Here is a 14,074-nt window from a genome sequence, read left to right as displayed (position 1 = left end):
TTAGAGATGGTCTGACACACCGAGATAGTGTGTCAGACCGCTTCTATTTATTATTCGACCTTCATACCGATTGCTTCTAATACATAGTTGTAAAAATGAGAAACATGCTGTTCGATAGGTACTAAAATTCCTCCTTCTTTATAAGATTTTGAGCTCATGTTTTCTTGACACCATTCACACGCTTCAAAGTCTTGTAAATTAACGCGATGAAATAATTCCACGGCATCTTTTGGATTGAAATTAAGCTTAGCCATTTCTTCCGGGTCGAATAACCATTCGCAAATCACTTTGGACTTTTCTGCACTAATTGGAATAATACGATGAATAATAACGTGATCCGGTGTTAAATTGATAAATACAAGCGGCAGAACTGTAATGCCAAAATACGTGCGGTCATCTTCAGGAAGCAACCCTTTTAACATGGGACGGCTTCCTTTCCCGCTAATTGAAAAAGCTTCTAATTCATTTCCAAACTTAGCTCCACCCCCTACTGAATTTTGAGTGCCGACTCCCGAACGAAATTCAGGCAGCGTTGCCGTAAGCTCAGGGTGAATAGAGGAACAGTGATAACACTCTTGAAAGTTTTCTACAATAAGCTTCCAGTTTGCCTCGACTTCATACTCTTCACGATGAGCGGATTTTAAATTTTGAATTTCATATCTAGCAAACGTATGGAGTTCTCCAAAACGATCAAAAATTTGGGTGTCTAGCTGATATTCAACAGATATCGGATTGTCTGATAAATTAACCCAAACCATGCCGTGCCACACTTCAATGTGAACGGATGTTAGTCCATAATTTTCGTTATGCACAAGTTCTTCTCGACAGTGGCTTGTATTAGGAACACCTACTAATTCACCATCTAAGCTATAGCTCCACGAATGATATGGACAGCGAATGACGCCTGCTTTACCGGATGCTTGGCTGCAAAGCTTAGCTCCTCGATGCCGACATGCGTTCAAGAATCCACGCAGTACGTGATCTTTCCCTCTCGTAATTAGAATATTTTCGCCTTCAACTCTCGTCGTAATATATTGTCCTGGTTCTGCTATTTCGTATTCAAATGCAACTAAACTCCATGATTTAGAAAATATATGATCTTTTTCTAACTTAAAAATGTCCGAAGATGTATACAGCTCTCCTTTCAACGTGGGCTCAAGTCTCCCATTATCATTTACTAAACCATGTTCCATAACCATCTGCTATTCCTCCTTCGCTTCTTTAGAAACATTTAAATAGAACCATTCGCAAGAGCTGACGACGATTTATACTATTTTGTTCGCCGCAAATCGCTGCGGAGCAAACAAATCAATTGGGTGATTGGTTTTTCCCTCTGTCACTAAATCTGCTAAAATCTCTCCTACTACGCTTGCAAACTTAAAACCATGTCCGGAAAATCCCGCTGCAATTGCTACTTGAGGATATTCAGGATGCAGCGAAATGACAAAATGTTCATCTGGTGTATTGGTATACATGCACGTTTTCCCTTGTAAAAACCGACCGTTGAGCTGCGGAAGACCTTGAGCTAGATAGTGCCGCATCATGTTCACTTCATCTTCATATACATTTCGATCAATCGTTTCCGGCGTACACGCCGTTCCTTTTCGGAAAAACGCCACTTTTGCTCCTTCAGCCTTTAATCCAAAAGAAGGGAAACCATACAACTGTACATAATCATCTGCTTCCCAAATATAAATCGGCTGTTTTCCCACTGAAAAAACGTCTATTCCTTGTGTTGGTTCAAAAAACATTTGCACATGACGCTCTACTTGTAAGCTAACACCTAATTCCCGTAATAAATCGGGTGCCCAGGCGCCTGCAGAAATAATGATTTTTCCAGCTTCATATATTCCATTAGCTGTTACAACGCGCACGCCTTCACCAGAAGGATGGGCTTCCCACGACACCACTTCTTCAAAAAAATGAAGCTCAGCTCCGTATTTTTCTGCTTGAAGAAGGTGAGTATATACGCTTGCTTCCGGCCTAACGAATCCAGCTTTTTCTTCATATAGAGCAACCGTAGCAGGTGAAGGTGTAAATACCGGAAACCGTTTGTAAATATCCTTTGCTTCTAGAATCTCATACGCAAGATTCCACTGTTTAGAGCTTTCGATGCTTCCAGAAACCGTCAAGCTATCAGGAGGTCCCATCATAAGTCCACCGGTAACCGTAAGAATTTCTTGACCGCTTTCTCTTTCAATTTCATTCCACAATTCGTAGGCGCGAAGCAACAATGGAACATAAGCAGGGTCCTCAAAATACGACTGCCGAATAATTCTAGAACCGCCGTGACTCGATCCTAGATCATGAGCAGGACCGTATTGTTCTAACCCCAATACCCGCTGCCCTTTTTTGGCGAGCTGATAAGCAGCCGTACTCCCCATAGCTCCTAATCCGATAATAATGACATCATAATGTGTTGACATCTGCATTCCTCCTGCCTTTCGATTGATCAATTAAACTACCGCTGGGGAGTGTGTCATCATTGCTGCTTTATAACGCTGACCAAAGTATTCAACTTCTAAAACCATTTCTTCATTTACAGCTTGAGATAATAAGGTGTGTACAATTCCTTTGCCTAAGCTGTATGAATAGCCAGCACTTGTCACAAATCCGAGGGCCGTTTCTCCATAAAAGACCGGTTCATATCCCATTACTATCGCTGAAGGATCATCTAATACGAGCGTCGCTAATACTGTTTCAGAATCTTTTCGCTGACGATCAAGCAATGCCTCTTTCCCAATAAAAACTGGTTTTGTTAAATCAACCATTTCATGAAGGTCGACTTCATGTGGATGATGTTCACTCCAAAAGTCTTTCCCACTCTTTAACGAAAAAGATTCAATTCGAAGGTTTTCAAGAGCCCGGTCTCCCGCGGCAATTAGCTGATAAGGCTGTCCTTTTCCCATTAATAAATCCCATAAATTTAGGCCTTGATCGGAAGTTGTAATCAACTCCCAGCTCTCCATTCCCCCGTAGGAATCACGCAGAACAAGAACTGAAATATTTTCGATAAACAGCGTTTTTGCTTGCCCTTGAATCCAAGCGCCGCCAAGGTCTGAACGCTGAACTGCGGATTTCATTACTCCTGTAGCTTTAGGACCGATTAAAGCTACACTGCATGTCCCTGACGTTACATCTTGAAAAACAACTTGACCGTTTTGAAGCACGTGTTTTTGAATCCAGCTTGCTTCTACAGCTCCCGTACAAACAATCAAGAAAGTGGATATATTTTTGCGAATAACCGTTATTTGATCTTTTATGCCACCTCGCTCATGCAACATACACGTACGTATGCTTTGACCTACTGCAATGTCTATATTTCCTGTCGTTAGCTTCTGTAAAAACTGGAGAGCTCCTTCTCCTTTAATTTCTAACCTTTTCTTTGCTGCTGTTGTATCGTAAAGCGCTGCGTGCTGACGAGTATGCAAATGTTCAGCTTCAATAATTGGTGACCAATATTCAGCAGCCCATCCATTTCTTATTACCATCATCTTTTCATAAGTAGATATAAGCGGGTAGTTAGCTTCATACCACTGGGGCTGCTCCCATCCTGCTTTTTCATTAAAATAAGCCTTCAGTTCTTGTTGACGCATATAAAATGGACTTACGCGCATGTTCCGCGATACTTTTCGCTGCATAAATGGATGGTGAATACTATAAACCTTTTCATACTCTTCAATAGACCGCTGTTTGTAATAAGCAGGGCTGCATGCACACGTATCGAAACGATTAATATCGCATAGCTCTAAATCCACAGTCGGCGCACCATTCATGATCCATTCAGCCATTTGTTTTGCGACACCTGCAGAGTGCGTTACCCATATAGCTTCTGCTACCCAAAATCCCTGTACCGTTTGTGATTCACCAAGCAGCGGCATACCATCAGGAGTGAAGGAAAAAATGCCGTTCATTCCTTTTTTTATTCCCGCTTGTTTTAATGCCGGAATTAATTCCATTGCATCTTCCCACGGTTTTTCAAAATCTTTTGGTGTAAAAGGTTTAACAGAAGGCATTTCTTTTGTTTCTCCGTATTTTGTAATATCACTGAGTTCGACTGGAAACGGCTCATGCTGATATGATCCAATCCCAAGCCCTTTCTCTACTTGACGAAAATAAATGGAATTATCTTGATCTCGAATAAGAGGAGTTGCGGCTTCTTCCGTTTCTCCGTTCAATTCAAGTAAATCATTTGTAAACACATATTGATGAGCCATCGGCTGAAGCGGGATCGTTACACCGATCATTTCTCCGATGCGTGGTCCCCAAAATCCAGCACAGCATACGATTACATCTGCTTCAAACTTTCCAGCGCTTGTGTACACTGCTTTTACTTGACCATTTGTCACGTCAATATCTGTTACTTCTGTATGACCGTAAAACTCTACGCCGCACTCTTTAGAAAAACGGGTCATTTTATCAACGGCATGCAAAGGCTTAGCAATACCATCTGACGGAACATAAAGACCTCCGCAAATACGGTCAGGACAAATGAGCGAATTTTTTTCCGCACATTCCTGCGGTGAAAGAAGAAAAGCTTCTATTCCCCAAGAGCTGGCAACACCAGCCTTTCTCTTTAGATCTTCTAATCGCTCTGGTGTACGGGCAACTTCTAAACTGCCGACAGGATAAAAAGAGCGCTGTTCATCTGTACTCAACTCTTTGAAGGTTTCGACTGTTTGAGAAGCTAGTGTTGTCAGGATTTTTGAAAAGCTAAGCTGAAATACAAGCCCTGGAGCGTGAGAAGTAGATCCTCCTGTTTCAAGCAAAGGGCCTTGCTCAATCACTGTTATGTTTCGTTGCCCCATTTTACTTAAATAGTAGGCAATGCTGCACCCGACAATTCCAGCTCCTATCACTACTATTTTCTTATGTTCCATCACTTCATATCTCCCTCCTCTTTTAATTTGAAGGTGTTAAATATTGTCGATAGTTAATTATATTTTTAATTTTCTTAATTTTCAAAGTATTTTGTTAAAAAATGTGACATAGATTTTTTCTGCACTTTCTTCCGCTAATGTTCGGATAACGCTTTCTTAACTTTAAAATCCCAGAAAAATCGCCGTTTCTTTCTTTCGAATAACGAATTTTAAAGAAACTATCTATCTGTCAAAATGGCTCTTATGAATGAATGGTTATACTAAAAATGACGGAAAGAAGATAGCTAAAATAACTTAGCTATCTTCTTTTTAAACCATTTACCGATCAATTGATTTTGAACGCTTAAATACTTTTGCTTATTTTTAGACCAAAGTTGCTTGTTTGACTACTTTTTTCATTTCTTCTGCAACGTTTCTTTTGTTTTTTTCACTTGTAATACCCCCGCCGACAATCACAAGATCAGGCTGTGACTGCACAACTTCTGGAAGTGTATTCAGTTTAATGCCTCCTGCCACCGCTGTTTTTGCATTTTTCACAACGCGTTTAATCGTTTGAAGCTGCTCAAACGGAGTCTCGCCTTCGGCTTGAAGATCATATCCCGTGTGTACACAAATATAGTCCACACCTAGTGCATCTACTTCTTTTGCACGTTGTTCAAGATTTTTTACATTAATCATATCAACAAGAATTTGTGTTCCTTGTTTTTTGGCCTCTTCTACAGCGCCTTTTATAGTCGAATCGTCAGTAGCGCCAAGTATGGTAATAATACTAGCACCCGCTTCAGAAGCTTTCATGACTTCATAAGCACCTGCATCCATAATTTTCAAATCAGCTAATACCTTTAAAGACGGAAATGCTTCCTTGATTTCTTTGACTGCTTTTAGCCCTTCGTTAATCACAACTGGAGTACCAATTTCTACAATATCGATATACTCTTGAACCTCTTGAACTACTTCTTTTGCCTCTGAAATATTTACAAGATCCAATGCTAATTGAAGTTCCATACCTACTTCACTCCTTCATTAAATGGGGTTGTCTAGCATGAATTCATTGTAAAACCGTTACTTTCAAAAAAAAAGTAGGCACTTTTAAAACATATAGTCACTAAAAATATACTATGGATACTTCTGTGCATCTTATCACTTATATTTAATTTAGAAAATTCTGAATAATAAAGACATTTTTATAACCTTCTCAAGAAAAGATTTTATCCCATATGTGTGGAATTATTCATTTCAGGTTCTATAAAGGTTTCCATATAATTTTTTCCCCACTCGTCCATGCTTTTAAGAATGGGCATCAGACTTCTCCCGTGTTCAGTCAAAGAATATTCAACTTTTGGAGGTACAACCGGATAGACTTTTCGGTGAACGATTTGATCTTCTTCTAATTCTCGCAGCTGACTTACTAACATTCGCTGAGTAATTCCCGGCATCATGGACTTTAACTCACCAAATCGTTTTGTCCCTTCTTTTCCTAGATGCCACATAATTAACATTTTCCACTTGCCTCCAATAATCGTCAACGTTAATTCCTTTTCACAGTTAAACGTTTTGCTAAAAAGTCTGCTCAATCCTTTTTCCTCCCTTTTTATGCGTAATAGTATAGTTTTAGACACTATATGAAAATAAAGTGTCTACTTATAAAGGAAAATTGTACCTGCTATACTGTAATCTGTAAAGATGGTAAAAGACTATATTCACTGCAATAGCCCGTTAAAATAAAGGAGGAGATCAATTGGACAGTGTAGCTCGTTCACGTGATAATTGTCTCAAGTCTCATTCACCACAAGCGTTAGAAGTGGATTCCATGACCTTTATCTTATTTGGAGCAACAGGAGATTTGGCTAAAAGAAAAATTTTTCCTGCGTTATATAATTTATTTTTAGATGAAAAGCTTCCTTCTTCCTTTTCTATTGTTGGTACTGATAGAAACAACTGGTCTGATGATGCCTTTCAAATATATGTAGAAGAATCAGTAAAAACTTTTTCGAGGCGCTTTAGAAAAGGTGAATCCAAGATAAAAAAATTTCTTAAGACAGTTCGCTATCATAAAATGGATGTTACCAATAGTGATGGATATGACCAGTTGCTTCAGGCCATTCAAGAAGGCGAAGCAAAATTAAATATTCCTGAAAATCGTCTTTTCTATTTATCTGTGGCTCCTGAATTTATAGATGTTATTGCTTCAAATATAAATAGCGGCGGATTAGGATCTACAAAAGGCTGGAAACGTCTTATTATCGAAAAGCCTTTCGGACACGATTTACAATCTGCTCAAGTGTTAAACCAAAAGCTTACTGAAACGTTCAATGAAGAAGAGATTTATCGTATTGACCACTATCTGGGAAAACCGATGATACAAAACTTGGAAGCTTTAGCATCTGCAAACCCTATTTTACAAGCACTATGGAATCATCACTACGTTGCAAATGTTCAAATTACAGCTAGTGAAACAGTTGGTGTAGAAGAAAGAGCGCATTACTATGATCAGTCCGGTGCAATTAGGGATATGTTCCAAAATCATATGCTTCAAATGCTTATGATGACTGCCATGCAGCTGCCAAAGACGCTTAACATCGCAAAAACTCGCCAACGAAAGATAATAATTATGAAAAGCCTTCGCCCTCTACAAAAAGAGTTTATCCATTCGAACGTCATAAGAGGTCAATACGAAGCGGGAAAAATCCAAGATCGTTCAGTTATAGGATATAAAGAAGAGCCCGGCATCAATGCTTCTTCCGTTAATGACACGTTTATAGCAGCGCGGATATGGATTGATCATGAGCTCTGGAAAGGAGTGCCTTTCTATCTTCGCACAGGAAAAAGAATGAGTAAAAAATGCACGCGTATCGTCATTGAATTTAAAAATTCTTTAAAGAATCTTTATACAGCCGAAGAAGCCATTCCTAACCTTTTAGTTGTCGAAATCAGCCCAAATGAAGGTATCTCGCTGCAATTAAACAGCAAAAATCCTTTGAATAGCAATAAGGTCGAACCTATTTTCATCAATTTCTCAACAAATCAAAAAGAAGTACCCGAAGCTTATGAACTGCTGTTATTTGATGCTTTACAGGGAGACTCCACGTTTTTTGCTCATTGGGAAGAAGTTGAATTATCTTGGAAATGGGTGCAACCTATTTTAGAAGTTTTTAATGATGAACGCTTTCCTCTTCATTTTTATCCTGCGGGTACGATGGGACCAGCAGCTTCAAATCGTTTGTTAGAAGACGACGGGTTTAAGTGGTGGTGATTACTTTTAATCTCGTTAAAAAGAGGCTGGGGTAAAAGTATTTTATTTGAAGAAAGATCCGAACGATGAAGCGAGATTCTTGATGGAGAATTCAACTCGTTCGGATTTTTTCATTGTGGTCGTAAGCGTAGGTTTACTGTATGTAGTTGCTTCTAGTTGTTCGTCTCTTCTTTATTTAATATCAGCCATTTGATTTTTCGATCTCGCTCTTTTCTTTCTTGTTCATCAACCAAATCATATTTCTTCAGCAAATGAAACATCTCGTTTAATGTTGTTTGCGAAGGATTTCGTACGAGAAACTCATGAAACAACGAGCGAATATCTTCTGGCAGCCATTGTGACTGCGAGTTAAACTTCTGCTGTACATCTTCTACCGAGTGGTCCAAATTACATTTACCCATACCTTTTCCTCCCTTTTTATGTAACTGTTTTGCATTTTTTAGTCTTCTTTTCGTTTAAACGTACTTGGCATAACAACTGCCACAACTTCTCCGGTCGCAACAATGATGTCACTCGCGTATACTTCTGTTTTAACTCTCCATTTCTTCGGGTGAATTTCTTCAACCGTTCCTATTGCTTTTAGTACTTCACCCTGTGGCGTTGGTTTTTTAAAATCTACGTGGAGAGAACCGGTAACAAACCGCGGGGGCTCTGCTGAATCTCCTATTTCATGGCCATTTTTACGGTATAGAGCAAGAGATGCAGAGCCTGTTCCATGACAATCAATCAGTGATGCAAGAAGTCCGCCATAAACAAATCCTGGTATGGCTGTATGTTCAGCCTTAGGTGTATAAAGGGTAATGGTTTTTTCTCCTAGCCATCCTGTCCGAAAATGATAGCCGTCCTGATTTAATCGGCCGCAGCCGTAACACCATGCAAAATCATCCGGATATTCGTCTTGAATCGCTTTTACTACTTTTTCCATGGTTCACCACTCCTTTTTTCGGAATATTTTAACACATTTTCTCCTACAATCGTTAGAACTAAACGGACTATTTTCAAGCTTAAATAACTAAAAATCATAGAAGAAAAGCCTTACTTAAAAAATAAGTGAGGCTTTATAGTTAAAATTCTTCATAAGCAGCGGGGTCTTGGTTATTAAGTCTTCCATCCTCGTGGTTCAATTCTGAAATCATATTCATCTCAGTTTCATCTAAAGAAAATGAAAAAATGGATATGTTTTCAAGCTGCCGCTTGCGAGATGACGATTTTGGAATTGAAATCGCCCCTAGCTGATAATGCCATCGCAAAATTACTTGTGAAACTGTCTTATTATGACGGTCGGCGATTTGTTTAATTGTTTCATTTTCTAAAACAGCACTTGCTCGCCCTAGCGGACTCCAAGATTCAATTTGAATGTTTTTCTCCTGATACCAATTTCGATATTGATGTTGATTAAAAAAAGGATGCAGTTCTATTTGATTGATGCTTGGTAAAATGCCGGTCTCTTTTTCCAAGCGCTCAATATGCTCGGGAAGAAAATTGCAAACACCAATTGAACGAATTAAGCCCCAGCGCTTCGCATCAATTAATGCTTGCCAAGCTTCTACATAATGATCTTGTTTAGGATTAGGCCAATGAATAAGATACAAATCATAATAGTCTAAATTCGCGCGATATAAAGATTCTTGGATGGTAGGAATTGCTTTGTCATACGTATGGTATCGCCCGGGGAGTTTAGACGTAACGAACAGTTCTTGTCTAGAAACCGGTGTTCTTCGAAGCGCTTGGCCCACGGTGCCTTCATTTTCGTAATTATAAGCCGTATCAATTAGACGATACCCTACATCAATCGCACTCGTTATAGCCTTGACTCCTTCATTTCCGTTAAGCTTGTATGTACCAAAACCTATAGCAGGCAAGGTTACCCCATCATTAAGCGTTATTTCAGGCATTACTTTACTCATTATTATCCACTCCTTTCGATCATGTCATAAGGTTAGCATATATTATCCAATACTTGAATAAATTTGCACCACTCATTTTCACAAAGGAGTGGTGCTTTCAAACAATCAAAAAAGTGATTACCGAGAAACCTCCGTTTTAAACTCATTAACTTCGCACTTTTCTGCTTCTTTCTTGTTTTTAGTTAACGTAAAGAAAGCTACAAAACCCAAAAGCGCCGTACTAAATAAAATGGCAGCCATCGGAATCGCTGTTGTTTCGTTAATGCCTACTAAAGGAGAAACAATTGATCCTAAAGTTAGTGGAAGCATCCCTAATACGGCACTCGCACTTCCCGCTCTATGTCCTTGATTTTTCATGGCTAATGTCACCGATCCTGTAATCGTCATTCCTATAGAGATCATGTAAATAAAAATCGGAATTACAAGCGTAGCAATCGGCCCTTTAAGTATTGTCATAATAAGAAGTACGCTAGTAGCACTTACAGCCGTAATCACGGCAATGCGAAGCAGGCTTCTTTCATGAAGAATTCCGCTAAAGCGTCCAATAATAAAGCTTCCAGTTACAATGGCCAAGCCGTTAATGCCAAACAAAATGCTAAAAACTTGCGGAGAAACGTGGTAGATCCCTTGATAGACAAATGGAGTGCCTGATACATAAGCAAAGCTTCCTCCGTGGACAAGCCCGACAATTAAGGCATACCCAATAAAAGAACGATCTTGTAATAAACTGCCCATCGTACGAACAGAATGACCAATTGAACTTGGCGTTCTATTTTCAATTGGCAAAGTTTCTTTTAAACGTATTGAGATTGTTAAAACAATTAAAAGGCCTATTAAGCTTAAAAACAAGAAAATAGTATGCCAGCTTGCAAAAGGCAGAAGTAAAATAGCACCTCCGGCCATTGGTGCTATCATTGGCGCAAAGGCATTGATAACCATTAACAGAGCAAAAAACTTTGTAAGCTCTCTTCCGCTAAAAACGTCTCTGACAATCGCGCGAGACAGAACAACTCCTGCCGAAGCCGTAAACCCCTGTAAAAAGCGTGCGATGACTAAAGCTGTGATAGTAGGGGCCAAGGCACAGAGCAACGACGATACCATAAATAAGGAGATCGCGATGAGTAAAGGTCGTTTTCTTCCTTTCGCATCACTTATTGGACCAATCACAATTTGACCAATAGCAAGTCCTAGTAAACACGATGTTAAGCTAAGCTGTACAAGTGAAGCCCGCGCATCTAAATGATCAGCAATAGCAGGAAAACTTGGTAAATACATATCGATATTAAGCGGACCTAATATCGCAAGCGTACTGAGAAGAAACGCCAATCCTAGACGTTTTTTTCCAGTTGGATTATGAAGCATAATAGCAGAGCACCTTCCTTACCTAAATATTGTATTTTTACAGATAACCTTTAGTCTATTGAAAGGCATCTCTTCTGTCTAGGACATTTGTCTAAAGATGTAGGTAAAGTTCCACTCGCAAAAAAGGATGTATGAGTGATGACATGCGGTTGATATTCAAAAAACAACGGTTGAAATATCCTTAAGATACTTCAACCGCTGTTTGAACGTTTGTTATATACTATCTAATGCCTGCTGTAAATCTCTCATAATATCTTCCCAAGCTTCCAGTCCAACTGATAAACGAAGGAGTTCGTTTGAAATTCCCATTTCTTTCCGAGCTTCTTCTGGCACAACTGCATGCGTCATAGAGGCAGGATGCTGAATAAGTGTTTCAGCGTCTCCAAGACTTACTGCAATGGAAATGAGCTTAAGCTGATTGACCACTTTTACGGTTTCTTCATAACCTCCTTTCACCTCAAAAGAGAGAAGCCCCCCTCCTTTTTTCATTTGCTTTTGCATGAGAGAATAAGCAGTGCTCTTTTTATCACCTGGATAATAAACGGCTTTTACCTTGGGATGAAGACTTAATTGTTTTGCGATATGTTCAGCATTTTCACAGTGACGATCCATTCGAACGGCCAGCGTTTTTAAGCCTCGGAGTAACAGCCAAGCATCAAACGGTGAAAGAATGCCTCCAATATCTTTTTGCGTCGTTTTGCGCAGTACGGAAATAACCTCTTCGTTCCCTACTACAATTCCCGCGACAACATCTCCGTGTCCACCAATAAATTTTGTTGCGCTATGAATGACTAAGTCGCATCCAAGCTTCAGCGGCTGCTGCAAATAAGGAGTTGAAAAGGTATTGTCTACTACCACGGGAATTCCTTTTTGTTTAGCAATAGAAGTAACTAACTCTAAATCTACTAAAGTCATAGTGGGGTTAATCGGTGTTTCAATATAAATACATGCTGTATCTTCTTTGATAGCAGCAAGAATTTCTTCCTCAGTTTCCAAGTTGGAAAAAGAATGATGGATTTGATATTTTTCCTCAAGCATTTCCAGTAAACCAAACGTGCATCCATACACTCCTTTAGAACATAAAATATGATCGCCTGCTTTTGTAAGTCCAATCAATACAGCCGATACTGCAGCCATTCCCGATCCAAATGCCAAAGCGGCTTCGCCTTCTTCAAGCTGTGCCATACGCTCTTCTAAAATGGTGATGGTTGGATTAGATAACCGGGAATATACATAACCATTTTCTGCTCCGCTAAACCGGTTTGCACCTTGTTCTAGAGATGAAAATGTAAATGTAGACGTTTGATAAATAGGCGGAGCTAAACTATCAAAATGATGTTTTGATTCATACCCTGCGTGAATGGCTTTTGTTTCAAACTGATATTTCTCTTTTTCGTTCATACGACTTCCCCCTTATGCAAACAAGCGCTGTGTCATTTAAATAATGTAAGCGTTTTCTTTTATTATATTTCTCTTTTCTTTTTTCGTTCCCTGCCTCTCCATTTAGATAATTACAGCGTAGAGAAAGAAGCGATATGCACACTGCACCTCGCTTTACTTCATCATTTGTTTAATTAGTGCTGAATTACGCTTTTTGAATACTTCATTATGAGAAGAAACCATAGCTGTCTTAGCAGCAGAGGGCTGAACGAATTGTTTTGCTTTGTTTACGGCATTAGCAGCATCTTGAAAAGCGCCGGTAATCAAATGGACTTTTCCTTCGTGCATGAGAATATCCCCAGCTGCATATACGCCTTCTACAGATGTTTCGCTTGCTGCATTACCTGCAACGTAATAGTCATCAATGGTTTTGATATGTAGTTCGCTGTTTTTTAACAGCTCTGTATCTCTTTCATAACCGTGATTAATGATAACTTCGTCAATCGATAAATAAGAAACCTCACCGCTTTGATGATTAGTCAGCTCAACTTTTTCAATAAATTCATGCGTCGCATCAGCCACTAATTTTGTAATAGATGTGTTAAGCAGACACCGAGCCGAACTGTTTATTAATTGTCTTACTTGTGCTTCATGACCGTTTAGTTCACTGTTTCGGTACGTAATATATACCTTTTTAGCAACGGGCTCTAGCTCATTTGCCCAATCAATGGCTGAATTGCCTCCCCCGGAAACAATCACCGTTTTATTTTTAAAATGCTGCAGAGATTTAACCGTATAGTTTAAGTTTGATATTTCAAATCGTTCTGCTCCTTCAATTTTGAGCTTTTGCGGATTTAAAATACCTCCTCCAACAGCAAGGATAATGGTCTTAGAGTAATGATGTTCACCTGAAGAACCCGTCAGCTGGAAAATACCATCTTTCAAGCGAGAAATGGATTCAATCTTCTCATCTAAAACAACAGTCGGATCAAACGTCAGCCCTTGTTCCACAAGCTGTTCAATAAGCTTCGCACCGGAAATAGGCGTTTGGCCCCCTACATCCCAAATCATTTTTTCAGGATAAACGTGAAGTTTTCCGCCTAGTTTTGGCTGATATTCAATCAGCTTTGTTTTCATTTCCCTTAGCCCGCTATAAAAGGCAGAATAAAGGCCAGCCGGTCCCCCGCCTATAATTGTCACATCAAAAAGTTCATTGTGTATCATGCACGTTCACTCCTCGTAATCAATTGTCATTGATTATCATTCTCATTTAAATATACATCTTCTTCAAC

General features: G+C 39.4%; 12 protein-coding genes. 1 reads left to right on the top strand and 11 read right to left on the bottom strand.

Annotated features, from left to right (window positions below):
* Positions 1 to 50: 50 nt before the first annotated feature.
* From U9R83_RS07735 to U9R83_RS07715, 5 genes are all read right to left on the bottom strand, one after another.
* Entirely contained in the window at positions 51 to 1,199 is a 1,149-nt protein-coding gene (locus U9R83_RS07735) for an aromatic ring-hydroxylating oxygenase subunit alpha (RefSeq protein ID WP_328575186.1), read from the bottom strand.
* Between the two features lie 66 nt (positions 1,200 to 1,265).
* Positions 1,266 to 2,426, bottom strand: coding sequence for an N-methyl-L-tryptophan oxidase (solA, locus tag U9R83_RS07730; RefSeq protein WP_042992221.1), 1,161 nt, complete (start codon positions 2,424 to 2,426; stop codon positions 1,266 to 1,268).
* Positions 2,427 to 2,456: 30 nt separating this feature from the next.
* Positions 2,457 to 4,880, bottom strand: a complete 2,424-nt coding sequence (locus tag U9R83_RS07725; RefSeq protein WP_042992560.1) for a GcvT family protein — start codon at positions 4,878 to 4,880, stop codon at positions 2,457 to 2,459.
* Between the two features lie 363 nt (positions 4,881 to 5,243).
* Positions 5,244 to 5,885, bottom strand: a complete 642-nt coding sequence (gene hxlA / locus U9R83_RS07720; protein WP_014460847.1) for a 3-hexulose-6-phosphate synthase — start codon at positions 5,883 to 5,885, stop codon at positions 5,244 to 5,246.
* Between the two features lie 203 nt (positions 5,886 to 6,088).
* Positions 6,089 to 6,454 (bottom strand): winged helix-turn-helix transcriptional regulator, encoded by a 366-nt coding sequence (locus tag U9R83_RS07715; protein WP_182421154.1) that lies wholly within the window; start codon positions 6,452 to 6,454, stop codon positions 6,089 to 6,091.
* 164 nt (positions 6,455 to 6,618) lie between these two features.
* Between U9R83_RS07715 and zwf the strand changes: the two genes are divergently transcribed.
* A complete protein-coding gene (gene zwf, locus U9R83_RS07710) occupies positions 6,619 to 8,133 on the top strand; it encodes a glucose-6-phosphate dehydrogenase (protein WP_328575185.1) in 1,515 nt (504 codons plus the stop codon).
* 152 nt (positions 8,134 to 8,285) lie between these two features.
* On the opposite strand, the gene U9R83_RS07705 is transcribed toward zwf, so the two are convergent.
* The 6 genes from U9R83_RS07705 to U9R83_RS07680 form a co-directional block, all read right to left on the bottom strand.
* Positions 8,286 to 8,534: a hypothetical protein gene (locus U9R83_RS07705; protein WP_013056242.1), complete on the bottom strand. Its 249-nt coding sequence runs from the start codon at positions 8,532 to 8,534 to the stop codon at positions 8,286 to 8,288.
* A gap of 38 nt (positions 8,535 to 8,572) precedes the next feature.
* Positions 8,573 to 9,058 carry a PaaI family thioesterase gene (locus tag U9R83_RS07700; RefSeq protein WP_014460850.1) on the bottom strand — a complete coding sequence of 162 codons (486 nt, stop codon included), beginning with the start codon at positions 9,056 to 9,058 and terminating at the stop codon, positions 8,573 to 8,575.
* A 139-nt stretch (positions 9,059 to 9,197) separates the two neighbouring features.
* Positions 9,198 to 10,040, bottom strand: a complete 843-nt coding sequence (locus U9R83_RS07695; RefSeq protein ID WP_328575184.1) for an aldo/keto reductase — start codon at positions 10,038 to 10,040, stop codon at positions 9,198 to 9,200.
* 117 nt (positions 10,041 to 10,157) lie between these two features.
* Positions 10,158 to 11,402, bottom strand: coding sequence for a Bcr/CflA family efflux MFS transporter (locus U9R83_RS07690; RefSeq protein WP_328575183.1), 1,245 nt, complete (start codon positions 11,400 to 11,402; stop codon positions 10,158 to 10,160).
* A gap of 213 nt (positions 11,403 to 11,615) precedes the next feature.
* Positions 11,616 to 12,803 carry a methionine gamma-lyase gene (gene megL / locus U9R83_RS07685; RefSeq protein WP_328575182.1) on the bottom strand — a complete coding sequence of 396 codons (1,188 nt, stop codon included), beginning with the start codon at positions 12,801 to 12,803 and terminating at the stop codon, positions 11,616 to 11,618.
* 153 nt (positions 12,804 to 12,956) lie between these two features.
* Positions 12,957 to 14,006 carry an NAD(P)/FAD-dependent oxidoreductase gene (locus U9R83_RS07680; RefSeq protein WP_209368653.1) on the bottom strand — a complete coding sequence of 350 codons (1,050 nt, stop codon included), beginning with the start codon at positions 14,004 to 14,006 and terminating at the stop codon, positions 12,957 to 12,959.
* Positions 14,007 to 14,074 lie beyond the last annotated feature (68 nt).

The sequence above is a fragment of the Priestia sp. LL-8 genome, assembly GCF_036227845.1.
Taxonomy (GTDB): domain Bacteria; phylum Bacillota; class Bacilli; order Bacillales; family Bacillaceae_H; genus Priestia; species Priestia zanthoxyli.
The sequence above is the reverse complement of the archived record's forward strand: the minus strand, read 5'-3'. Positions and strand labels throughout refer to the sequence as shown.